The sequence below is a fragment of the Candidatus Mikella endobia genome (assembly GCF_900048045.1).
In the GTDB taxonomy this organism is placed as follows: domain Bacteria; phylum Pseudomonadota; class Gammaproteobacteria; order Enterobacterales; family Enterobacteriaceae; genus Mikella; species Mikella endobia.
The window spans coordinates 233,707-258,619 of the sequence record NZ_LN999831.1 but is presented as its reverse complement, the minus strand read 5'-3'; the positions used below and the strand labels follow the sequence as shown (position 1 = coordinate 258,619).

The window sequence follows — 24,913 nt, the reverse complement described above, 5'->3', positions numbered from 1 at the left end:
TGGTTGAGAAAATTTCTCATACGTAATAATGAGCAACAGTACTGTTGAATGGTGTAAATATAATGTTGATAATAGTTGTTACTAGAACAAAATTCCGATAACGTAAATTTAAAACAATTTATGCTATTATTAATTGCCGGCAATAAAAAATTTTTTTCTAGTCTAGTAGAACTAGGATGATCATCAAATTAAAAGTAAAAACCACAATGGTTAGTTAGAAGACGCTAAATTTAACATAGTTATACGCTGGTCATTAAAACTTCTATTTTATTGAGGCTTTATACATAATTGCTTCTTAATTCTTTTTAAGAAGCTAATAACATATTTATTAATGCTCCAATTAATAACTTCTATTGGATGAGAATTCTTCTCTAGTTAGAGATAATGACAAGCAGCTAATACTTAACGATGTTAATAAGTTATTCAATAGAGCGTTATATTTTATTAAATAATATCAAACCTACAGGAATATTATGCTTGATCCGAAGTTACTTCGTAGTAAGGAACTTAATACAGTTACTAAAAAATTAGCTATGAGACAATTTAAACTTGATGTAGTAGCACTACGTCAACAAGAAGAACACCGCAAAGTGTTTCAAATAAAAATGGAAAAACTGCAGGCTAAACGTAATGCACTTTCTAAGAAGATCGGCGTCGATAAATTCCGTGGAGAAGATACTAAGCTACTGTGCCAAGAGGTAAATGATCTTGATGAACAATTAAGCACTGCTAAATGGGAACTAAAATCTTTACAGGAATCAATTAGTAACTACGCACTTTCTTTGCCTAATATTCCGGCAGATGATGTTCCTGATGGCAGTATAGAAAATAATAATCAAGAAGTTTTACGTTGGGGACAACCACGAACTTATGATTTTCATATTCGAGATCATGTAGAACTTGGCAAAGTTCTAGATGGTTTTGATTTTTCTGCAGCAGTAAAGATAACGGGTACACGATTTGCAGTAATGCGTGGTAAAATTGCACAATTACATCGTGCACTAACCCAGTTCATGTTAGATTTGCATACAGAACAACACGGATATCTAGAATATTATCTTCCTTATTTAGTAAATAAGATTTCACTTTATGGTACCGGTCAGTTACCAAAGTTTTCTAAAGATTTGTTCTATGTAAGGTCACTAAGTGAAGAAACAGAGAAAAACTCTTATGCATTGATCCCGACCGCAGAAGTACCGCTAACTAATATTTTACGTAACAAAATTATTGAAGAAGACGCGCTTCCGCTTAAAATGACTGCTCATACGCCGTGCTTTCGTTCTGAAGCTGGATCTTACGGACGTGATACTAGTGGATTGATTCGCATGCATCAGTTTGAAAAAGTTGAAATCATGCAGGTAGTGAAACCAGAGCAGTCTATGCAAGTGCTAGAAGAAATGACAGGGCATGCTGAAAAGGTACTACAACTTTTAGAGCTTCCATACCGAAAAGTACTGTTAAGTACCGTTGATATGGGTTTTGCATCTTGTAAAACATATGATTTAGAAGTATGGCTTCCAGCACAAAATACCTATCGAGAAATATCATCGTGTTCTAACATAGGTGATTTTCAGGCGCGAAGGATACTTGCACGTTATCGCAGCAAAAAGGATAAAAAACTGCAACTTGTACATACATTAAACGGCTCTGGACTTGCTGTGGGTCGTACTCTAGTGGCTGTACTTGAAAATTATCAGCTATCTGATGGAAGGATTGAAATCCCGTCGATAATTAGGCCCTATATGCGCTGTATAACCCATATCAGCTAATCTGGGATTTATTCCTACAAATTTACTTTGATATATTTGATGAGGACTCAATAGTTAAACGTATTTTCTTCATTGCATTTTTTTCCAGTTGACGCACACGCTCTGCTGAAATACCATACTGATCAGCTAATTCTTGCAGGGTACTTTTATTATTCTCATCTAACCAACGAGCACGTATGATATCACGGCTTCGCTCATCAAGTGCTTTTATAGCTATACTTAACTTATCAACAGCGTGATTATCCCAATTATCCTCTTCAATGCTATCAGCAAAATCAGATGATTTATCTTGTAAATAAAGTAGAGGAGCAATAGTATGTCCTTCTGAAGTTTCATCTTCTGGTGTGGGATCAAAAGCTATATCCTGATCAGCCATACGGGACTCCATTTCCCGAACATCTTTGCTAGTTACGCCCAACTCTTTGGCTACCATTTCTACTTCGTTCTGATTAAACCAGCCTAATCGTTGTTTAGTTTTACGCAGGTTAAAGAATAACTTACGCTGCGCTTTAGTAGTTGCTACTTTTACAATACGCCAGTTGCGTAATACGTATTCGTGAATTTCCGCTTTAATCCAATGAACAACAAATGAAACCAGCCGCACCCCTACTTGAGGATTAAACCGTCTAATTGCTTTCATTAAACCAATATTTCCTTCCTGTATTAAATCAGCTTGAGGTAGACCATAGCCAGAATAATTACGTGCAATATGAATAACAAAGCGCAAATGTGACAATATTAATTGCTTTGCAGCCTCTAGATCACTATGATTATGTAATCTTTCAGCTAACTCTAGTTCTTCTTTTGCCGTTAACATGGGATAAGTATTAGCAGTCCTGACATAGGATTCTAAACTACCCTGGGGTACATAAGCTAAAACTTGCATATATTTAATCATTTATGACCTCTAACTAGTAGAAAAGCTGCCGGCACTCAAAAGCAAACTTTAATTATTAAAGATATAGATCATTATTTCTTTGCAACTTCGTTATTTTAGTAACTAAATATTTTATCCGAAAATAATTATAAAAAACTATTTTTTAAGTGTAAATAATAATAAAGAAATTTAATTCTTAAGGACAAGATGGTGATTTTGTTTTGACATTTATCTCCTTAAAAAAGGAGTGGGATAAATTGTTCACATAAAATTTTATATTTTGATATAATATACTATTTTCAATATTTCATTTTATATTTAATTTGATTTCTAACAATAAAAAAAATAATGGTGCGGGAAAAATTCGTATTATTGGTGGCAGGTGGCGTGGTAGTATACTTTTAGTGCCAAAGATACCTGGTTTGCGACCCACTCCTAACCGAGTACGAGAAACTTTATTTAATTGGTTAGCTCCTGTTATCCGGGGAGCACACTGTTTAGATTGTTTTTCTGGCAGCGGTGCTTTAGGACTAGAGGCACTGTCACGCTATGCTGCTAGCATAACACTAATTGAGCAAGATAAATTAATTAGTAAACAACTATTCAAAAATTTACAAGTATTGCAGACCAAACAAGCGCATGTTATCACTACTGATACCCATTTTTGGTTAGCACATTCATCATATGCTAAATTTGATATTGTTTTTATTGATCCTCCATTTCATCAAGGTATGATATCTAAAACAGTATATTTTCTGGAGTATTACCAACATCTTGCCCAAAAATCTTGGATTTATATCGAAACTGAAAAAGAAAGTCCCTATCCTGCAGTACCAAGAAATTGGAATATATATAAGGAAAAAGTAGCAGGAAAAGTAGCATACAGATTATATCTACGTAATTCTCCTACATAGTAGGAGTGTAGTAGGTAGTTCTTTATACCACCACTTAATTTTACTAATAGTTTTATATCTACGGATAAAGATCAAATAAAATTCAATAAGATTGTTATCTTAACTTTGTTAAAGTTTCTTTTATAAAATTTTAAATTCGTATAACAAAAATAAGCAAAATTTTTCTGCAGGAACTTTAGTCTAATGTAAAAAATAGTTATATGATTCTTCTCATTTCTACTATCATAGATAAAAAAATGAATTAAGTACCAGCAATGAAAAATACATCAAAAAATATCTATTGAATTATTGAAATTCCAGCTAATGCTGATCCTATCAAATACGAAAAGCGGCGCTACGATGTCTACAATGATGTTTCATGATGGATATATTCCCTTCTATCTGGGGATTCAGGATACGTGTGAGTGCCGATATCCACGGCAAGATCTGTAATTCGTTGTCACCAGATATGAATGCTAAAAATTACTGAGAAGATTATAAGATTGTTGCTGTACCGCATTCGAAGATAATATCAAGGATATTTGCCTTCATTACTGAAGGCACAAATTCTACATTTTTTAGAACACTATAAAGATCTTGAAACAGGAAAATGAGTAAAAATTTTCGGTGGGAATAATGCTGAAGTAGCTAAAATAGAAATATTAACGTCATTCTAAAAAATAGAATTGCTGTTTTGAAATTTCATAAAGTAGTAGCCTTTTATGATTAAAAATCTATATTTTCAAGGTGAATTGTGGAATTTTATAATATACTTAAAAATTTAAATAATAAACAACGGAAGGCAGTAGCTGCACCTAGAGGTAATTTTCTCGTGCTAGCTGGCGCTGGCAGCGGTAAAACTAGAGTTTTAGTACATCGTATAGCCAGCCTGGTTATTATCTGTGGAAAAATGTTCTCCTTCTTCAGTAATTGCAGCAACTTTTACTAATAAGGCAGCTGTTGAAATGCTAAATCGTATAGAATCTATTCTCAGAATAAATATTAAACGACAAAATAGCATGTGGATTGGAACTTTTCATGGATTAGCTTACCGCTTATTACGTTCCCACTATCAGGATGCTAATCTTCCGCAAAATTTTCAGATTATCGATAGAGAAGATCAGCTACGTTTATTAAAACGCATTATTCGTGACATGAATATAGATAAAAGTGGACACCTAATCAAGCTAGGTGGTATATAGGTAAAAAAAAAGATGAAGGTTTACGTCCGCAATCGGTAATAGATTCTACTGAAACTACTTGGCAATATATTTATAAAAACTATCAAGAAACATGTGATCGTACTGGTTTAGTAGATTTTGCTGAATTAATGTTGCGTTCATATGAATTATGGATAAATAAACAACACCTTTTGAGGTATTACCATAATAGATTTACTAATATTTTAGTAGATGAATTTCAGGATCTGAATCAAATTCAATATAAATGGATTAAGATATTAGCTAGTAATAACAGTAATATAATGATCGTTGGCGATGATGATCAATCTATCTACGGCTGGCGTGGAGCTAAGATAACAAATATTCATCAATTTATTTATGATTTTTCTCAAGTAAAGCTAATAAGATTAGAACAAAATTACCGTTCTACAAGTAATATTTTACAAGCAGCTAATTCACTTATTGCTCATAATAATAGAATATTTGGAAAGATTCTATGGACTAAAAAAATAGAAGGAGAACCCATTACACTGTATCATGCTTGGAATGAACTAGATGAAGCTAATTTCATTATCGTATTAAGGATAATCAGAAACATGGTATAACTCTTAAAGAATGCGCTATTCTTTACCGAAATAATGCTCAGTCACGTGTATTGGAAGAAGCACTACTACAAGCAAATCTATCTTATAAAATATATGGTGGTATGAGATTTTTTGAGCGTCAAGAAATTAAAGATGCACTTTCATATCTGCGACTTATCGCGAACTATAACGATAATTCTGCCTATGAAAGAGTAATTAATATGCCACCTAGAGGAATTGGTGATCGCACATTAAATTTAATTAGGAGTATTTCTAAAAAGAGAAAACTAACACTTTGGCAATCCAGTAAAATATTGCTGGCAGAGAATTTACTAAAAAAACGCTTAAGTGCTGCACTTAGGCAATTTTGGGAACTGTTAGATACTCTAAAAAAAGAAACTTATGATTTGCCGTTATATTTACAAACTGATAAAGTAATTAGAAACTCCGGTATTTTGAAAATGTATGAACAAGAAAAAAGCGAAAGAAGCCAGACTCGTCTTGATAATCTTAAAGAGCTAGTAACAGCAACAAAACAATTTAGTTATAAATAAAATAACAATATAAAAACCCTGCAATATTTTCTTGCGCACACTGTGCTAGACTCAAACCCAGACAGTACACCAGATGCCATACAATTAATGACATTGCATTCATCAAAAGGATTAGAGTTTCCTTATGTGTTTATTGTAGGAATGGAAGAAGAAATGTTTCCTAGTACAAATTCAATAAAAGAAAAAGAAATTTTAGAAGAAGAGCGTCGGTTAGCGTATGTTTGCATTACTCGTGCTATGGAGCACTTGACAATTATTTATGCACAAACACGTCAAATATATGGTAAAGAGGTCTTTTTAAGACCCTCTAGTTTTCTACGAGAATTGCCATATGCGTGCTTTAAAATATATAACTATGTAAAACTTTGAAAGTAAGTTTCTTACTTAGAAGAAGTTTTCTAATTTTAGAAAAAAACATTATTTATTTTAAATGGGATAAAATCTATGTAGTAGTAATTACTACTAGCTAGTATCAGTATATCTAGAAATCTTCTTAATTTACCTAAGAAGTAAATTCTACGTGATCTACGTTTCAAACCAATGTTTTCTTAACTAAAGATTCTTGTAAATTATTGCGGGAGTCGGATTTGAACCGACGACCTTCGGGTTATGAGCCCGACGAGCTACCAGGCTGCTCCATCCCGCGCTTTTATATATATAACTTATATATTATATTAATGCAATAATTTTTTATATCTATTTTAAATATTTATCTAAAAAATCCTAATTTGAGATATAATTACTACAAAGATTAGATTAAATGGTGGATTATTTTTGGTAAAGTATCATCAGTATTTAAAGTTAGAATTTCACAGCCATCTTCAGTAACCACTACCGTATGTTCGTATTGTGCAGATAGGCTACGATCTTTAGTTTTTACAGTCCAACCGTCTTTCATAGTATGAATACGATAATCACCAGCATTTACCATAGGTTCTATAGTAAAGACCATTCCTGGTTTTAACACTACACCTCCGTCGTCTGCATCATAATGCAATACCTGTGGATATTCATGAAAATTTTTACCTATACCATGACCGCAATATTCACGTACTACTGAAAAATTTTTTGATTCTACGAATTGTTGTATTGCTTTACCAAGAGTGCGTAAGCGAATACCTGGCCTAACCATACTGATAGCTAAATAAAGACTTTCTTTGGTTATTTGGCATAACCGTTTCCCAATAATAGTTGGTTTGCCGACCATAAACATCTTTGATGTATCACCGTAAAATCCGTTTTTGATGACAGCGACGTCGATATTTAAAATATCACCAGTTTTTAATTTTTTCTTATAGCACGGAATTCCATGGCATACTACTTCATTAACTGAAATACAAACTGATTTTGGAAAACCATGATAGCCTAATGATGCAGAAATAGCATGTTGTGTTTTTGTTATATACTGGTGACATAAACTATCTAATTCTCCTGTACTGACACCAATTTTAATATAAGGTTTTATTATTTCTAAAACTTCTGCTGCTAGCCGTCCAGCAATACGCATTTGAGCAATATCTGCATATTTTTTAATAAAAATGTTCATCTAGATAATCCTAACTAAATTATAGAATAGCATTACTGGAATCTGCATAATAGTGCCAATACTGTAAAACTATAATTTTTATGTTTGTCTTTTTTATAGAGTTTAGACATAGTCTATGATATAAAAGTACTTAATAATGATTATTATATTCATTTTTAATTAAATAGCATCATACATAGATAAATGTTTGCATCAATAATGCTATTAATACACACGTATTGACACATGTGTTGGGGTGCTACAGTTAGAGTAGATCGTATCCAAACTTCTTATAGAGGTTCATCATCATGACAATTATTTCTATGCGTATATTATTTCAATCCGGTGTTCATTTTGGTCACCAAACTCGTTATTGGAACCCTAAAATGAAACCTTTCATATTCGGCATTCGTAATAAAATTCATATTATCAATTTAGAAAAAACATTAATAATGTTTAACGAAGCTCTAGCTGAGCTAAAAAAAATAGCTTCGCGTAAAGGTAAAATTTTATTTGTGGGCACTAAACGCGCCGCAAGTGAAGAAATAAAAGAAGCAGCTAATAGCTGTAATCAATTCTTCGTAAATTATCGTTGGTTAGGTGGAATGTTAACTAATTGGAAAACTGTTCGGCAATCAATAAAACGTTTAAAAGAATTAGAAATACAATCTACAGATGGTACTTTCGAAAAAATAACTAAAAAAGAGGCGTTGATACGTACTCTTGAAAAAAAGAAACTGGAAAAGAGTCTAGATGGTATAAAAAATATGGGTGGGTTACCGGATGCACTATTTGTTATAGATGCTAAACACGAACAAATTGCTATTAAAGAAGCTAATAATCTGGGAATTCCTGTTTTTGCTATTGTTGACACTAACTCGGATCCTAAGTGCGTGGATTTTATTATTCCTGGCAATGATGACGCTACACGTGCTATTAAATTATATTTAACTACAGTAACAACTACAATCTATAATAAGGATTCTTCTCCAGATCTAGGAATCGAACGTACTGGATAAAATTTGGTATAATAATTCATACCAAAAATTTTTCATCAAATAATTTTATTCTATGTTGGTTAGATGATCTTTCTTTCAGTTGATTACTTATTGTACTGAACTTTACTTCTAAAAAATAATGAGAACAAATAATGGTTAATAAGATTACTGCTGCTATGATAAAAGAAATACGTGAGCGTACTGGCATAAGCCTTCTGGAATGTAAAAAAGCTTTAGTGGAATCTCAGGGAAATATTGAACTAGCCATCGATAACATGCGTAAATTAGGAAAAGTTAAAGCTGCTAAAAAAGCGGGAAGCGTGGCTACTAAAGGTAGCATTCTTACTAAAATTACTCCTAATCTCAAGTATGGTGTTATTATAGAGATAAACTGTGAAACAGATTTTGTTGCTAAAAATTTTTATTTTCAAGCTTTTTGTGACGTAGTTATTAATTTAGCAATAAATGAGCGCATCATGGATATTGATACTTTAAAAAAGCAAGTTGAAAATAAGCGAACTGAGTTAATAGTTAAAGTTGGTGAAAATATTAACATCCGCCGCATGGGTATTTTAGAAGGAGATACACTTGTCTCTTACCTACACAATACACATATTGGTGTTATAGTTTCCGTTATCAATACAGATCTAGTTTCTACTAACGATGTTACTTTAGTGATGAAACACGTTGCCATGCATATTGCTGCTAGCAAACCAGAATATATAAACGTTAAAGATATACCATCTGATATCGTATCTCATGAAAAGACAATTCAACGAGACATTATAAGACAATCAGGAAAAATATCACCAGATATTACCCAAAAAATTATTGAAGGTCGTATGCGTAAGTTTTTTGAAGAAATTTGCTTAAATGAGCAGCTATTCGTAATGGATCATAGCAAAACTGTTGGTAAATTTTTATGTGAATCTGGTATTCAAATTAATAACTTTATACGTTTTGAAGTGGGTGAAGGTATTAACCCAAAAATTCCATTTAACTATCAAAAATAATAATATTTAGAAATGTATTCTATTTAGTTAAAAATAAATTTTTTAAAAAGTTTTAAAAATATATCAACAGTGTAATTAAATATTCAAAGGTAAAGGTTAATAACGTGATTAATGAAATCTGTAAAGATGCTGAAATTCGCATGGAAAAATGTGTCGATGCTTTTAAAAACCATATCAGTAAGATACGTACTGGCCGTGCTTCTCCAAGTTTACTTGAGAATATTAAAATTGAATATTACGGTAAAATGATGCCATTGCGTCAGTTATCTAATATTCTTACAGAAGATTCTCATACTTTATCTATCACAGTATTTGATCGTACTTTAGTACCAACAGTAGAAAAAGCTATTATCACTTCTAATCTAGGACTGAATCCTTCTTCTACAGGTATACTCATTAGAGTACCGATTCCACCACTTACTGAAGAACGCAGACGTGATTTGATTAAATCAGTTCACTTAGAAGCAGAACAGTGCAAAGTTTCAATACGTAATGTACGACGTGATGCTAACGTAAAAATTAAAAATTTATTAAAAAATAAAATTATCGATGAAGACAAAGATTATCGTTTGCAAGATATAATTCAAAAATTAACTAATATTTGTATTAAAAAATTAGATCTTCTTCTTAAGAAAAAAGAAGAAGAATTAATGGAAATTTAAATTTCTAGTAGATGAAAAATGTTTTTATATCGATAATATTGGTAATGGGTTCTATGTAAGAAGAGATAAATTTCAATACATATATCTAAATTATTCAATAAATGAATTTCTTATGTTAAGATCAGTAATACTACTAATTAAATCCAGTAGTACATGGTTTTTTTTACGCTATTTAATTTTATTTTAGATACTTTATAAATAAAATCTATTGGGTATGCTTAATTGAGAATTATTTTTTCTCATTAATATTTAACAGAATTTCATTTGTATGAAAGATAATTTCTAAAAAATACAGAATGTTAAGAATACTAATTCTAGGTAGTAGTGATGAAGTAAACCACTTTTAAAAGAAAAAATATATTTTAAATTCTAAAATTAATTAACTTATAGGTCGTGTATATATCTATTTTCACGTATATGAATAATTTTTTATTTTTTTCAATTAAACGCTAAGCTTGATGTAGAATAATTGTTACTATCTATTGATTTAGGTATCTACTATCACTAGTAGGTGTCCAGCACTAAAAATTGCTATTTTTAGCCCCGAAAATTACATTCAATTCAATCATTTTCTGCATTGATAAAACTTTTTGTGCGCTAGACAGCAAAATACAACTTAGCTCCAATAGCTTTTCTATAGTTAGTTTTACTGAATGTGAATTAATTTATTTTTTAAATGGTAAAAGAGACCGTAGTGTCGAATTCCATCATATCCACATAGAAGTCATTTATAAAATGGTGATAATAATTAGTTAATTTAAACGACAGCAATAAATTTATTATTTGATGCGTATTGCTAGAGCTTATTATATTATAGTTAAATCAAATTATTAGCAATTTATAATTTTTTTGAAAGTTCCATATATTGGTTTTATAGATCGCCATAGTATGGTGGTTATTCAACACTAGCTGCACAGCATAATTTTGCCCCAGAGAACATTGATACTATGTTAGTATCATAATTTTAGTGGCTCTTATAAATTATTTTTACAGTTTATGACAATCTACAATTAAATTTAAATTATATATAACAACGCTGATCTGATAGCGATGAAAAAATTCTGGTGCGACACTACTTTTTAGTAGCACTACCGTATACGGTACACTGTGCAAATATATTCGTAGTAAAAGAATTTTTTTTGAAGTACTGTAAAATATTAAAATTACTAGAGATACAATCTTACCGATTGGTATCGGCGATATAATAACTTCTGAAAATATCAGCAATGCTATTAGGGTACCGAAACTTTTGATGATGTTCTACGAGTTATAAAGATAATGGTAATAGAGCGTCCTACACATGTTCAGGAAATAAGTTACTAAAATATTATATGCTTAAGCAAAACCTTGATATATAAGGTATTATAGTAGGTGAAAATATTGATCGCGCTATTATTTATCATCGGAACAGATAGTTAGAATATTTTTACTATAGCAACGGTAAATACCGAGCTTAAAGTATTAGTTATGCCACAGTAGCTTAATTACATAGATATAAAGTTAATCTTAACCGAAGGTATATCAGCAAAAATTAGCAAAAAAAACTCATTTATCTTGCTAATGTTAAAGAAATGCTGGTAAGCAGCTATTAGATTCGTGAAATCTACTTGTTATTTTTAACAGATTAAAATAATCATTATTGTTAAGTCTATTTTTTATATACAGGAAGAGTATTTTGACTATTGACATTCATACTCTGCACATTAAAGAGATATTAGAACTTTTGCCTCAACGGTTTCCGTTTTTATTTGTAGACCGTGTCCTAAATTTTGAAAAAGAAAAATTTATACGTGCTTTAAAAAATATTTCGTTTAATGAACCCTTTTTTCAAGGCCATTTTCCAGAAAAACCTGTGTTTCCTGGAGTGTTAATATTAGAAGCTATAGCTCAAGTAACCGGTATTCTTGCTTTCAAGAGTTCAGGGAAACTAGCTCCTGGAGAAATTTATTATTTTGCTGCTATTGATAAAGCACGTTTTAAACGTTCAGTTCATCCTGGTGATCAAATGATCATTGAAGTTAAATTTATTAAAGAACGTTGCAGAGTTGCACGCTTTAAAGGTATTGTCAAAGTTGATAATGAAGTAGCTTGTAAAGCATTAATGATGTGCGCTCGACGTAGAGAATTCTAAATTATTAATTTAACTGCAATATTCTAAATTTTTCTTGTCAAGAAGTAGCTATTCGTTAGAGTACAATGCCAGTGCCTATAATTAGTGGCTTCCTAACTATTCTGTTAGGCAGTATTTATTACAATTATAACGCAGCGCCGTATCGATGGACAATCAATATAATGCTAACAGCAGCTGCACTACTCAATAATTTCCGGCGATACTGCTGCTGGAAGTAAGTGAACTCCTTAACTTTCGCGCGATGATGGTCGTCTGAGCTAGATATTATTACAGAATGAGTACTGAAGCATTATCAACAGCAATATTACCATTATTATAAAAGTAGGCACCTGTAGGCCATAATTAATTGGCTTAAAATGCTAGTTAGTACTTATTAAATATTAATTTTATTATGAAATAATAATTATTAATTTTCAGAATTAGTTGATCTTAACAAAAGAAATATTTTGGCACGAAAAAACTTTGCTCTACAGCTTTCACTACAGCAGGGAGAGGTAACGTAACTTATGAGAAAACCACGTTTTATTCATCTGCGTATACATAGCGACTATTCTATGGTCGATGGGATAACAAAAATAAGTAAATTAGTAAAAACAGCAGCAGATTTGTACATGCCAGCAATGGCTATTACTGATTTTACTAATTTATGTGGTTTAATTAAATTTTATAATAACGCTCACAAAGTAGGAATTAAGCCAATAATTGGTGCAGATTTTTTAGTGCACAATAAAAAATTAGGAGAGGAACTAACTGAATTAACCATTCTTGCAGCTAATAATATAGGCTACCATAATCTAATTTTACTAATTTCAGACGCCTACAAACGCGGATACAGCGTAAGGGGACCATTTATCGATCGAGACTGGTTAATTAAATATAATGAAGGACTAATTTTACTCTCAGGAGCGCGCAAAGGTGATGTTGGGAAATATTTGATACTAGGTAATATGATACAAGTAAAAAAGTGCTTAGCATTCTACAAACGTTATTTTCCGAATCGTTATTATATAGAGCTTATCCGTACTGGCCGTATGGATGAAGAAAAATACTTACATTCTGCAGTGTTTTTAGCAGAGCATCAAGGGTTACCTGTGGTAGCAACAAACGATGTGCGTTTTATTAGCCCTAACGATTTCAACGCTCATGAGATACGAGTAGCAATTCATAATGGCTTCACTATTGATGATGCTAAACGTACCCGCAATTATAGTCAGCAACAATATATGCGTAGCGAGAAGGAAATGTGCGAATTATTTTTTGATTTACCGGAAGCGCTAACTAATAGCGTAGAAATTGCACGTCGCTGCAATGTGACTCTACGTCTTGGAGAATATTTTTTGCCGAAGTTTCCAACTGGAAAAATATCTCCTGAAAACTATTTAGTAAAATGCGCGCAAGAAGGACTAGAGGAAAGATTAGCATTTTTATTTCCTAATAATAAAAAACTCAGTGAGAAAAGAAAAGATTACGATCAACGTTTAAATATTGAATTACAAGTAATAAATAAGATGGGGTTTCCTGGTTACTTTTTAATAGTAATGGAGTTCATTAAGTGGTCAAAAAATAATCATATACCTGTAGGTCCAGGACGCGGATCTGGAGCAGGATCACTAGTAGCTTATGCTTTAAAAATAACTGATCTAGATCCTTTAGCTTTTGATTTGATTTTTGAACGTTTTTTAAACCCAGAACGCGTATCAATGCCTGATTTAGACATTGATTTCTGCATGGAGAAAAGAGATCTGGTAATTGACCACGTAGCTAAAACCTATGGACGCAACGCAGTTTCACAGATTATAACATTCGGTACTATGGCTGCTAAAGCAGTAATTCGTGATGTAGGACGGGTTTTAGGTCATCCATACGGTTTTATTGATCGTATATCAAAGTTAGTACCGAATGATATAGGTATAACTATAGAAAGAGCTTTATTAACTGAGCCACAATTACAAGCTATTTATAACTCTGATAAAAATGTTAAGGATATTCTTGACAAAGCTCGTCAACTAGAAGGTATCACAAGAAATGCTGGAAAACACGCCGGGGGAGTAGTTATTGCACCTACTAAAATTACAGATTTCGCTCCGCTTTACTGCGATACTGAAGGAAATCATCCTGTGACACAATTTGATAAAAATGATATAGAGTCTGCTGGTTTAGTTAAATTTGACTTTCTAGGATTACGTACTTTGACTATTATAAATTGTGCTTTAGGAATGATTAATACTCGCCTCGAGCGCCAAGGTATAGAACCTATTGATATTGCCAATATCTCGATTGAAGACAAAAAAAGCTTCGATATGCTTCAACGCTCAGAAACTACTGCAGTATTTCAATTAGAATCTCGCGGCATGAAGGATTTAATTAAACGTCTACAACCTGATTCTTTTGAGGATATGATTGCGCTAGTAGCTTTATTCCGCCCTGGGCCTCTTCAATCAGGAATGGTAGATAACTTTATAAATCGCAAGCATGGCCGTGAAACTATCTCTTACCCTGATATTCAGTGGCAACACATATCTCTCAAAACTGTACTGGAACCTACCTATGGTATAATTCTTTATCAAGAACAGGTTATGCAAATAGCCCAAGTTCTAGCGGGCTATACTCTAGGTGAAGCAGATATATTACGTATAGCAATGGGAAAAAAGAAACCTGAGGAAATGGCAAAACAGAGATCTGTGTTTAAAGCTGGCGCTGAAAGTCTTGGTGTTGATGGTGAACTTTCTATGAAGATTTTCAATCTAGTAGAAAAATTTGCTGGCTATGGGTTCAATAAATCTCATTCTGCTGCCTATGCGCTAGTTTCGTATCAGACATTATGGTTAAAAGCTAATTATCCTGCAGAATTTATGGCTGCAGTAATGACATCTGATAGAGACAATACTGAAAAGATAGTGGTACTAGTTGAAGAATGTCAACGTATGGGTATAAAAGTTTTACCTCCAGATATCAACCAAGGTCAACATGATTTTCATGTTAATGATGATGGTGATATAGTTTACGGTATCGGTGCTATAAAAGGCATAGGAGAAGGACATATAAAAGCCATTCTTAAGGCGCGTAATCAAGATGGTAACTTTAGTGATTTATTTAATTTGTGCTCGCGCATAGATACTAATAAATTAAATCGACGGGTATTAGAAAAATTTATTATGGCTGGAGCATTTGACAAATTAGGGCCACACCGCGCGGCATTAATGAATACGTTAAGTAGCGCTCTTAAAGCAGCTGATCAGTATACCCAAGCAGAGGCTCTTGGTCAGAGTGATATGTTTGGAATTGTAGCGGAAGTACCTTCTGTAGAATTATTAGCTGCTAATAATTTATTCACTCCTTGGCCCAAACATATAGTGCTAAAAGGTGAGCGCGAAACTCTTGGATTATATTTAACTGACCATCCCATTACCCAGTATCTACATGAAATTGAATACTATACAGGCGGTGTACGTTTGAAGGATCTTCAGCATATTGATTGCGGTAAAACCGTTATCGCAGCTGGGCTGATACTCTCGACTCGAGTAATGATAACCAAACGCGGCAACAAGATAGGAATTTGTACACTAGATGATCGTTCTAGTAGGATAGATGTAATCTTGTTTACTAAGACACTAGAAAAATACCAAAATTTACTAGAAAAAGATTCTATTATTATAGTACAAGGACAGGTAAGTTTTGATTCTTTTAATAGTGGATTAAAAATTACTGCACATAAATTAATGGATATTAATAAAGTACGTAAAAAATATGTACGTGATATTATTAGATAAAGAAAAATAATACGTTTCAAATTATAATTTTTAAAATAAATATTAATAATATAATTACACTAATATTAGAAACAATAAAAATATTTTTTATTGATTTTTAACAACCACACATGCATAATTAAAAGCTAAAATAGTTATAGTTAGTCATTCACATAAAAAATTTTCTATTAATTGGAATTAATTCAGTAACTAAGTGAAACAAACCTAGAACTCACACAGAAAAAATTTTTATAGGTTTGGCAAATAACAAAATTGGCACGGCATCCAATGTGTCCCTATACACGAGATTCTTTTTAGAATATTTGTCTTTACTAATTTTGAGAACTTAACAGGTAATCACGTTTATGCAGACAGCATTGCGCGTCTGCGATCTGCTACCACTTGCAGAAAAATTAATTATTGGTGTGGTGTTTTGTGCAGTGGATAAGCTATGACAAGCAGTAAAAGCATATTAACTAGCTTATTTTGATAGTTACGTTGTTAACTAGATGTTGATTTATGGATCTTGCTAATTTTTTGTTGTGAAATATATTCCAAATTTTTATACCCTACTATATGAATTATCATCCAGATGAGTATGTACGAATATTATGCAACCAGTTATTTGCACAACTTAACAATTATAAACAAATACTAATAGCATTTAGTGGGGGTTTAGATTCTACTGTGTTGTTAGATGCATTATACTTAATACGCGACACACAAAAAAAAAATAATTGTATAACGTGCAATACTCAGCTACGGCTACGAGCAGTATATATTAATCACGGATTAAGTATTTATACTAATAATTGGGCTTTGCATTGCGCTTCTGAATGCCGTCGCAGAAAAATTGAATTTCATACAAAAGATGTTAAAATTGTTATTAACTCTGAGAGTATTGAGGCTGCTGCACGTACAGCACGTTATCAAGCATTAGCAGAAACTATAACTAACGATGAAGTCTTACTTACAGCTCATAATAAAGATGATCAAGCAGAAACGTTACTACTAGCTTTAAAAAGAGGTAGTGGTCCTGCTGGTTTAGCAGCCATGGCAGAAAATTCTCCATTTTATGGTAGTCGTCTTTTGCGACCCTTATTGAGTTACAGCCGACAAGAACTAGAAATATACGCAAAAAAACGTATCCTTTGCTGGATTGAAGATGATAGTAATAATAATTTGCGTTTTGACCGTAATTTTTTGCGTCTACAAATTTTGCCACTATTGCGGAAACGCTGGCCAAGATTTGTAAATACTGTAGTGCGTAGTGCTAAACTGTGTGCTGAACAAGAACAACTTTTGGATATACTATTAGCAGAAACGTTAGCAGAACTTATCCAACCAGATGGATCGCTGAAATTTAAAAAATTAATAATGATGATTGATATTAAGCGTGCAGCAATATTACGCAGATGGTTAGCTAATAGCGGAGTAAAAATGCCTACACGCAAACAATTAGCATGTATTTGGCAAGAAGTAGCACTAAGCAGGCATGATGCTGTTGCTAAAATACAGATTGATCACTCCCTGCAAGTACGACGCTTTCGAGATTGTCTTTATTTAATACCTATTTTACAGCCGCTATCTAAAAATGAGATATTTTATTGGAATTTTAAAATTAATAAACTTCTATTACCTCTAGGTTTAGGTAACTTAATTAGATCTACACTGCCAAACAATAGTTTCAAAGATTACTTATTAGTTGCTGTGGTACGCGCACCTAATATTTACGAACAGGTGTCAATACGTTTTGGTTCTGTGAGCGGATTACTATATATCAATGGAAGACGCCGAGGAAGGAAGTTAAAAAAAATTTGGCAAGAGCTAGCTATTCCTCCTTGGCAACGAGGCTATATCCCTTTGCTTTTTTATAATGAGCAACTAATTGCTGCTCTAGGAACCTTCATTACATGGGAAGGAACAGCACATGATTATTGCTCAAAATGGTATATATTTAGACAATATGATAGTTATAGTAAGAATAATCTATCTTGAATAAAAGTTATTTAACATTAGCAGTAGTAATTTCACTTACTATAAAATCTACTATAGCGCCTAGTTTTATTATTTGCTTATTACCGTTGCGTCTATTTTTATACTCAATTTTTCCAGTCTTTAAATAAGACTCTCCTATTACTAATAGATGAGGTACCCCGATAAGCTCCATATCAGCAAACATAACTCCTGGACGTTCTTTACGGTCATCAATTATAACGTCAATACCACGGGCCTTTAGTTGTTGGTAAACTTCTTCTGCTATTTCTTGCACTCGAAAATATTTCTGCTTATTAATGGGTATTATAGCCACATTAAATGGTGCTAAAGATTCTGGCCATAAAATTCCTTTTTCGTCGTGGTTTTGTTCGATAGTAGCTGCTACAACGCGGGTAATACCGATACCATAGCAGCCCATAATTAAAGTTTGTTTATGTCCTTTTTCATTTTGCACATAAGCTTTCATTGCCTCTGAATATTTAGTACCTAGCTGAAAAATATGTCCTACTTCAATCCCGCGCTTTATTTGCAGAGTACCTTTACCGTCTGGACTTATATCACCATTGCTGACTTTGCGGAGGTCAGCGATTGGTGGCAAAGGTAAATCACGTTCCCAGTTAATACCCAAAAAATATTTCCCATCAACATTAGCACCTGCTGTAAAGTCACTCATTACAGCAACACTACGGTCAATTATTATTGGTAGTTGTAAGTTTACTGGACCAAGATAATCTGATCCGGTACCAACTAATAAGCGAATTTCTTCTTCATTAGCAAAAGTAAGCGGTGCTGCTACTTGCAATAATTTTTCAGCTTTAACATTACTAATATGATGATCCCCACGTACTATCAACGCTAATAGTGGCTGGCTAGCTAATTTATTAGCATGTACTAACAGAGTTTTGACAGTTTTTTCTACTGGAATATCAAATTTTTCCAAAAATTTAGCGATAGTAGATGCATCATTAGCATCTATTAATCGCATTTTTTTTTTAGGATCTTCGCGCAAAATAACAGGATTGATTGCTTCTGCAAGTTCAATATTAGCAGCATAGTTTGATGTAGTTGAAAAAACAATGTCGTCTTCACCGCTGTCTGCTAGCACATGAAATTCATGAGAGATACTGCCACCAATAGATCCTGTATCAGCCTGCACCGCGCGAAATTTAAGCCCCATACGGTTGAAAATATTACTATAAGTTTGATACATAATATCATATGTTATCTGCAATGAAGCTTGATCAGTATGAAAAGAGTAGGCGTCTTTCATCAAAAATTCCCGAGAACGCATAACTCCGAAACGAGGACGTACTTCATCACGAAATTTTGTTTGAATCTGATAACAATTAAGTGGCAGCTGTTTGTATGAGAAAATCTCGTTTCTGATAATATCAGTTATAACCTCCTCATGCGTCGGTCCGAATACAAAAGAACGCGCTCCGCGATCTATAAATTTTAGTAGCTCAGAACCATATTGAACCCATCTGTTGCTTTTATGCCATAAATCTGCAGGTTGCACTATAGGCATAAATATTTCAATAGCTCCAGCATTATTCATCTCTTCACGCACTATTTTTTCAACTTTACGCAGTACTTGCAAGCCAGTTGGCAACCAGCTATAAATACCAGATGCTAACTGACGAATCATTCCGGCACGTAACATCAGCTGATGACTAATTACTTCTACATCAGTTGAAATTTCTTTTAATGTAGAGAGCAGATATTTACTAGTATGCATATAAATTATTTTCCATAATATCAACTAAATTCAGTAAAATATAAGTATTGAAAATTACAGTGTCTCTATATCTAATAATTAATAGGTACCTTAATCTGAAACAGATTGACACTGAAAAAAAAAGTGTTTATGTTATTTGTATTAACAACATAGTTATTTCATAATTTCTATGAAATACTTTTCTTAAGTTAGTTAATTTTATATTAGCACTTAACATTTATAGTAAGCTAAAAAATTAGTAGGGGCGTGATTCAATTGGTAGAATACCGGTCTCCAAAACCGGGAGTTGGGAGTTCGAGTCTCTCCGCCCCTGCCAAAATGACAACAATTTAGCTACTCTCTAGAAAAGAGAATTAATACTTTCAAAATGGAATATCATCATCAAAATCTATCTGAGGTTCATTATCTGAAGCAAAAGATATATTTTGTGATGGAATTGTCTTCGATGCTTTACCTTCGCTATACTGCAAAGTATTTAACTGCGGATTCTGAGTATTAGATTGTCTCCAATCTCCTTTTTGTGCATTGCTCTTACCTAAGGTGATTGTGCCTTGACGTCCGCCAAGCATATGCATAGTTCCACCTAAATTTACTAATATTTCAGTGGTATAACGATCTTGACCGCTATGGTCTTGCCATTTACGAGTTTGCAGTGATCCTTCAATATATACCTGGGATCCCTTACGTAAATATTCTCCTGCAATTTCTGCCAGTTTGCCAAATAGTACTACACGGTGCCATTCAGTTTTGTCTTTTATCTCTCCAGTTTGTTTATCTCTCCAACTTTCCGAAGTAGCTAGTGTGATATTTGCTACAGCACCGCCATTAGGCATATGGCGTATTTCAGGATCTTGACCAAGATTTCCCACTAGAATAACTTTATTAATACCTCTGCCTGCCATATAGGCTCCTACCTAATAGAATTATTGAATTGTTTCTTATATACTAACAGTTTATATCTTGAATCAACAAATAGTTAGTATGAATTTACTATTCACATCAATTTAAATTAAAGTTTGATAAATTGAATACTTGTGCATAATACTTTACAATATATTAATTAATATTAATGGCAAATTTAACAAGTGTATTTAAAAATGCATATTATGCACAATATATACTATATTGTCGATACCTATTAGAAATAGAAAGGTTCTAGGATCTTTCTGAAAAAGAAGATACAATACACACTCATGTAAGTATTTTTAACAGGTACAGTATATTTCTATGTCAGAAAAAAAAAAAATAATAAAACAAATTTTATTCGTGACCACCAGGTTGAAAATATAAAAATTCCACCTCATTCACTAGAAGCCGAGCAATCGGTATTAGGCGGATTGATGCTAGATAATGAATGCTGGGACAATGTTGCTGAACGGGTAAAAGGAACCGATTTTTTTAACCATCAACATCGTATTATATTTATAGAAATGCAGCGTCTGCTAGAATTAGGTAAACCTATTGATCTAATCACTATTTCTGAATCTCTGGAACAAAAAGGGAATCTAAATGCAGTAGGTGGATTTGCCTATCTAGCAGAGTTATCAAAAAATACTCCTAGTACTGCAAATATTTCTGCTTATGCTGATATTGTGCGAGAACGTGCAATAGTACGAGAAATGATCTCCGTAGCTCATGAAATTGCTGATTATGGTTATAATCCCCAAGGACGCAATAGTGAAGATCTGCTAGATATGGCTGAATCAAAAATATTTCAGATAGCTGAAAATCGCGCTAATAAAAATGAAGGTCCGAAAAATATTGATATACTTCTTGAAGATCTGGTGGCTCGTATAGAGCAGCTTTACCATAAACCGCATAACGGCGTTACTGGTGTTTCTAGTGGTTATCTAGATCTAGATAAAAAAACTTCAGGTCTTCAAAAATCAGATTTAATTATCATTGCTGCGCGCCCATCTATGGGAAAAACTACCTTTGCTATGAACTTATGTGAAAACGCCGCTATGTTTGAAGAGAAACCTGTTCTAATTTTTAGCCTAGAGATGCCTGGTGATCAAATTATGATACGTATGCTAGCATCAATGTCGCGAGTAGATCAAACAAGGATTCGTACTGGTCAACTAGATGATAAGGATTGGGCACGTATTTCTAGTACCATGGGTATCTTACTAAAAAAATGTAATATCTATATAGATGATTCTTCAGGATTAACACCAATGGACATACGGTCTCGTGCCAGACGCATATTCCGCGAACATAATGGTCTCAGTTTAATTATGATTGATTATCTTCAACTGATGCGCGTACCATCTTTATCTGATAATCGCACTTTAGAAATTGCTGAAATTTCCCGATCGCTTAAAGCACTAGCAAAAGAACTGCAGGTGCCTGTAGTAGCGTTATCACAGTTAAATAGAAGCTTAGAACAACGTGCTGACAAACGTCCTGTAAATTCTGACCTACGCGAATCAGGCTCTATTGAGCAGGACGCAGATTTAATTATGTTTATATATCGCGATGAAGTTTATCATGAAAATAGTAATATGAAAGGAATAGCTGAAATTATTCTCGGAAAACAACGTAACGGACCTATTGGTACCATACGGTTAACATTTAACGGAAAATTGGCAAGATTTGATAATTATGCAGAATATAATAACTATACAGAATCTAAATATAAAAATGATGAATAAAGTATTCTTATTTAATTTTACCTATGAATGAAAATTTTGCTAACACATTTATAAAAAGTAATAACATAATTATATTTTCCTTCATACTTAAGTTCTTTTTCTAAGAATATTACGAGGATCGTTATAAATATATAAAAACTTAAGAAACGTTCTACAAAATAAATTATTTTTATTATTTTATATTTTTTGACTGTAGTAGTTTAAAATTATGCATTTTAGTTAGTCTTTTATTGTTAAAAGAAAAAGGATTTACAGACTCATTCAACTGAATAATAATTGGTGTACCTATAATTTTCAAAGATCGTCGTAAATAGTTTATTAAATAACGCTTATAGGTATTTGGTATCTTTTTAACTTGTGTACCGTGCATTACTAAAATAAGTGGATTATAGCCACCTGCATGAGCATATTTAAATTTTACGCGTCTCCCGCACACCAATGGTGGTTGATATTCATTTACTGCCTTGTGCATAAGGCGTGTTAGCAGTGCGGTACTCAAACGAATAGTAGCACATTGATAAGCTTCGTTAACTGACTTATAAATATTGCTGATGCCTCTATTATGTAAAGCAGAAATAAAATGAACTTTAGCAAAATCGATAAATCTTAAATGATAATTGATATTATTTTTTATTTCCTCTCTTTGGTGGCTAGAAAGCCCATCCCATTTATTAACTGCAATTACTAATGATCTGCCACTATTAAGAATAAAGCTCAAAAGAGATAAATCTGGGTCAGAAATACCTTTATAAGCATCTATTACTAGTAGTACTACATTAGCATCTTCAATAGCCCGCAACGTTTTAATAATAGAAAATTTCTCTAATTTATCTAGAACCTTACTACGTTTGCGCACCCCAGCGGTATCTATCAAAATATACTCTTTTTTATTACATACTATAGGAATATAAATACTATCTCTGGTTGTACCAGGATTGTCATAAACTACAACTCTATTTTGGCCTAAAAGACAGTTAATTAGAGTAGATTTCCCAACATTAGGACATCCTACAATAGCAATTTTTATTGGCAATGATGGTAATGATTTTTCATTTTCATCTATTGCTATTGTTAGTATCTCCGCTTTCTTATGATTATCTTCTGCTGGTAGGTCTCTAACTAGAGGTAATAAAATATGCTCAATAATGTTATTTATGCCACGTCCATACGTGGCAGAAATAAATACCATTTTATCTATACCCAGAGTATAAAAATCACATCTAGTACTCTCAGTAAAGAGAGCGTCAGTTTTATTGACCACAATCACTGTTTTTTTTTTACAACTTCGCAGATACTTCGCAATATTTTGATCAGCTACCATTAGTCCAGATTGTCCATCAACGATGAACAAAACAATATCAGCCTCTTTAATTGCCAATAACGACTGTTCAGTAATTATGGTTTCGATTCCTTTTTTAGTATTATCGATACCTCCAGTATCTATAATAATAAATTCATAGCCTGACCATTTAGCACGACCATATTTACGATCACGTGTTAGTCCTGGAAAATCTGTCACTAATGCATCACGAGTACGCGTTAGTTGATTAAATAATGTAGATTTTCCTACATTGGGACGCCCTACAATAGTTACTACTGGTATCATTAATTTTCTCTAAAATTAATAAATTAAAAAAAGTAATATAGAAACTTCTTCTATAAAAAAAATAATTCTTTATATATTAAAAAATATTTGAAAAAATCAGCATGTAATAGCGTATAACTTGCCATTTTTTGCCTGCAAGATATGGAAGTTGCTAAAAAACGATACTGATTTATTTTTTCCTAGGAACCTACCATTATCAGTGTTATCTTATTAGTAAAACTAGATAGCCTGCATTTAGGTTAATTACAGTAAATCATATTCATATGACACTAAAACGTCAACCCAATATGAGTATTTTGCTATTATCTACTATAAAATTAGTAACAGAACCTATATATCGCATCCCAATTAATTTACTGCAGGTAGATCCAACTCACTACTATCGTCGTGTTACGTGTATGCGTGGTTGCCAAATTATATTTCAATTTTATGGCACGCACAGTATGCTAATGCTAGTCACTACTGAGTGTTGTGTTATTAGCGGTATATCTAAGTTTACAGTATATTTTAATTAATAACTTGTAGCATACCACTGGATTAGTACGATGCAGTACTCTATCGGGTAGCTTTGATAGCTAGTTCGCTACCTACGTAAACTCTATCACTTACTACTGTAACTTCACTATAAATTTTAGTTGAAAACTTCTTCAAAAAAAAGAAGCTAGTGCTAGCAATATTTGTATAATAAATTTATTTACTAAATATATAGCGCTGTAACTATATCATATTAGCAACAACGGACATCTTTCCCAGATAGATGTAAAATAGAAATCTCCAGATCAGATCCGCAACAACACAACTCCTTTAGACAACATAGTTAATACTATATGTTTTTACTTCTAACCCACGAACATCCGCTATTAAGTAAAATAATGGCTAACATTTTTACAAATATATTATTACGTAATGGCTGGGCTGGCATAGGGTAAGGATTCATTTTTACTTTGGCGCGGGGATTATTGTTGCGTAATATTTATTATA

Annotated in this window: 12 protein-coding genes, 2 tRNA genes and 4 pseudogenes; 12 read left to right on the top strand and 6 right to left on the bottom strand. The window is 32.7% G+C overall.

Annotation, left to right across the window (positions count from 1 at the left end; translation table 11 throughout):
- Window positions 1-473: 473 nt before the first annotated feature.
- Window positions 474-1,769 carry a serine--tRNA ligase gene (gene serS / locus A4A67_RS01255; protein ID WP_067569488.1) on the top strand — a complete coding sequence of 432 codons (1,296 nt, stop codon included), beginning with the start codon at window positions 474-476 and terminating at the stop codon, window positions 1,767-1,769.
- Between the two features lie 22 nt (window positions 1,770-1,791).
- On the opposite strand, the gene rpoH is transcribed toward serS, so the two are convergent.
- On the bottom strand, window positions 1,792-2,667 hold the full coding sequence (gene rpoH, locus A4A67_RS01250; RefSeq protein WP_067569485.1) for an RNA polymerase sigma factor RpoH: 876 nt from the start codon (window positions 2,665-2,667) through the stop codon (window positions 1,792-1,794).
- Window positions 2,668-2,972: 305 nt separating this feature from the next.
- Here rpoH and rsmD point away from each other — a divergent pair, with 305 nt between their 5' ends.
- The 3 genes and pseudogenes from rsmD to uvrD all read left to right on the top strand — a co-directional run.
- Window positions 2,973-3,560, top strand: coding sequence for a 16S rRNA (guanine(966)-N(2))-methyltransferase RsmD (gene rsmD, locus A4A67_RS01245; protein WP_408605904.1), 588 nt, complete (start codon window positions 2,973-2,975; stop codon window positions 3,558-3,560).
- 284 nt (window positions 3,561-3,844) lie between these two features.
- Window positions 3,845-4,216, top strand: a pseudogene (locus tag A4A67_RS01700) (inorganic diphosphatase).
- Window positions 4,217-4,293: 77 nt separating this feature from the next.
- Window positions 4,294-6,197 (top strand): annotated as a pseudogene (uvrD, locus tag A4A67_RS01640) (DNA helicase II); the annotation flags it as partial.
- Between the two features lie 233 nt (window positions 6,198-6,430).
- Here uvrD and A4A67_RS01220 read toward each other — a convergent pair.
- Both A4A67_RS01220 and map read right to left on the bottom strand, forming a co-directional pair.
- Window positions 6,431-6,504 (bottom strand) — tRNA-Met (locus A4A67_RS01220).
- Between the two features lie 105 nt (window positions 6,505-6,609).
- The gene (gene map, locus A4A67_RS01215) at window positions 6,610-7,404 is read right to left on the bottom strand and encodes a type I methionyl aminopeptidase (RefSeq protein WP_067569468.1); all 795 of its coding nucleotides are present in this window, start codon (window positions 7,402-7,404) and stop codon (window positions 6,610-6,612) included.
- A gap of 287 nt (window positions 7,405-7,691) precedes the next feature.
- Between map and rpsB the strand changes: the two genes are divergently transcribed.
- From rpsB to tilS, 6 genes and pseudogenes are all read left to right on the top strand, one after another.
- A complete protein-coding gene (gene rpsB, locus A4A67_RS01210; protein WP_067569465.1) occupies window positions 7,692-8,402 on the top strand; it encodes a 30S ribosomal protein S2 in 711 nt (236 codons plus the stop codon).
- 131 nt (window positions 8,403-8,533) lie between these two features.
- Window positions 8,534-9,394, top strand: coding sequence for a translation elongation factor Ts (tsf, locus tag A4A67_RS01205; protein ID WP_067569462.1), 861 nt, complete (start codon window positions 8,534-8,536; stop codon window positions 9,392-9,394).
- Between the two features lie 104 nt (window positions 9,395-9,498).
- Window positions 9,499-10,056 carry a ribosome recycling factor gene (gene frr, locus A4A67_RS01200; protein ID WP_067569459.1) on the top strand — a complete coding sequence of 186 codons (558 nt, stop codon included), beginning with the start codon at window positions 9,499-9,501 and terminating at the stop codon, window positions 10,054-10,056.
- A 1,675-nt stretch (window positions 10,057-11,731) separates the two neighbouring features.
- Window positions 11,732-12,187 carry a 3-hydroxyacyl-ACP dehydratase FabZ gene (gene fabZ, locus A4A67_RS01195; protein WP_067569456.1) on the top strand — a complete coding sequence of 152 codons (456 nt, stop codon included), beginning with the start codon at window positions 11,732-11,734 and terminating at the stop codon, window positions 12,185-12,187.
- A gap of 506 nt (window positions 12,188-12,693) precedes the next feature.
- Window positions 12,694-15,948 (top strand): annotated as a pseudogene (gene dnaE, locus A4A67_RS01190) (DNA polymerase III subunit alpha); the annotation flags it as partial.
- A 564-nt stretch (window positions 15,949-16,512) separates the two neighbouring features.
- Entirely contained in the window at window positions 16,513-17,934 is a 1,422-nt protein-coding gene (gene tilS, locus A4A67_RS01185) for a tRNA lysidine(34) synthetase TilS (RefSeq protein ID WP_067569450.1), read from the top strand.
- Window positions 17,935-17,941: 7 nt separating this feature from the next.
- Here tilS and A4A67_RS01180 read toward each other — a convergent pair whose 3' ends face one another.
- Complete coding sequence (locus tag A4A67_RS01180; RefSeq protein WP_067569447.1) at window positions 17,942-19,672, bottom strand: proline--tRNA ligase; 1,731 nt, start codon at window positions 19,670-19,672, stop codon at window positions 17,942-17,944.
- Between the two features lie 240 nt (window positions 19,673-19,912).
- On the opposite strand from A4A67_RS01180, the gene A4A67_RS01175 reads away from it, so the two are divergent.
- A tRNA-Trp gene (locus A4A67_RS01175) sits at window positions 19,913-19,988 on the top strand.
- A gap of 46 nt (window positions 19,989-20,034) precedes the next feature.
- Here A4A67_RS01175 and A4A67_RS01170 read toward each other — a convergent pair.
- Window positions 20,035-20,574, bottom strand: a complete 540-nt coding sequence (locus A4A67_RS01170; protein ID WP_067569444.1) for a single-stranded DNA-binding protein — start codon at window positions 20,572-20,574, stop codon at window positions 20,035-20,037.
- Between the two features lie 333 nt (window positions 20,575-20,907).
- Between A4A67_RS01170 and dnaB the strand changes: the two are divergent.
- Window positions 20,908-22,326 (top strand): annotated as a pseudogene (gene dnaB, locus A4A67_RS01165) (replicative DNA helicase); the annotation flags it as partial.
- A gap of 172 nt (window positions 22,327-22,498) precedes the next feature.
- Here dnaB and der read toward each other — a convergent pair.
- Window positions 22,499-23,932: a ribosome biogenesis GTPase Der gene (gene der, locus A4A67_RS01160; RefSeq protein WP_067569438.1), complete on the bottom strand. Its 1,434-nt coding sequence runs from the start codon at window positions 23,930-23,932 to the stop codon at window positions 22,499-22,501.
- Between the last annotated feature and the right edge of the window lie 981 nt (window positions 23,933-24,913).